The sequence below is a fragment of the Bradyrhizobium cosmicum genome (assembly GCF_032290525.1).
GTDB lineage: Bacteria > Pseudomonadota > Alphaproteobacteria > Rhizobiales > Xanthobacteraceae > Bradyrhizobium > Bradyrhizobium cosmicum_A.
Genome location: NZ_JASXTA010000119.1, coordinates 1 through 315, shown reverse-complemented (window position 1 = coordinate 315; position 315 = coordinate 1). Strand labels below are relative to the sequence as shown.

Sequence of the window (315 nt, the reverse complement as noted above, 5' to 3'; positions counted from 1 at the left end):
GAGAGCGCGGGCGGCGATGCAGGCCCGGTGCTGCCCATGCATTTCCACAAGGACGGCAAAGAGATCACACTCTTCACAACCATCGCCACGCTCGGGACGCCGCAGGATGTCACTGCAGCCGAGATTAGGATCGAAAGTTTTTTCCCGATGGATGCCGCGACGCAGAAGCTGATGCACGACTGGGCGCGGCAGGGTGTCCGAGCCAGCGCACTGTAGCGCTTTCAACAAGCGGCGGCCTATAACACGAAAGGTCGAAAAAGATTCGACAACTCAAGGTCTGACACAAGTGCGTCCGCTTAGGGCCCACAAACAGAC

General features: G+C 58.7%; 1 pseudogene. It reads left to right on the top strand.

What is annotated here, in order from left to right:
* Window positions 1-216: pseudogene (locus QSV46_RS39310) on the top strand (hypothetical protein); the annotation flags it as partial.
* Between the last annotated feature and the right edge of the window lie 99 nt (window positions 217-315).